The organism is Methylophaga sp. UBA4204 (genome assembly GCF_002379485.1).
Lineage (GTDB): Bacteria > Pseudomonadota > Gammaproteobacteria > Nitrosococcales > Methylophagaceae > Methylophaga.
In genome coordinates, this window is sequence record NZ_DFTU01000072.1 from 20,303 (window position 1) to 20,670 (window position 368).

Annotated in this window: 1 protein-coding gene; it reads left to right on the top strand. The window is 47.8% G+C overall.

Annotation, left to right across the window (positions count from 1 at the left end):
- On the top strand, nt 1–324 hold a 324-nt coding region (locus B3182_RS10440), incomplete at its 5' end, for a M24 family metallopeptidase (RefSeq protein WP_292752688.1).
- Between the last annotated feature and the right edge of the window lie 44 nt (nt 325–368).

Sequence of the window (368 nt, forward strand, 5' to 3'; positions counted from 1 at the left end):
GGTCATGCTATTCAGCAACACGCGGAGAATGAGCATTTTTCAGTTGTCAGAGAATATTGTGGACATGGCATTGGGCAGGTCTTTCATGAAGAGCCTCAAGTTTTGCATTACGGGATGCCGGATACCGGGATGACATTACAAACCGGCATGACATTTACCATTGAACCGATGATCAATGCCGGTAAACGACAGGTACGTCAGCTTCCGGATGGCTGGACCGTAGTGACCAAAGATCGTTCTTTGTCTGCACAGTGGGAGCACACTATTCTGGTGACTGATGATGGTCATGAAATTCTAACCCTTCGGGACGAAGAACGCTCATAGGAGCAATCAACCATGGCAATTGCTGCACAATCTGTCTGGGAGTT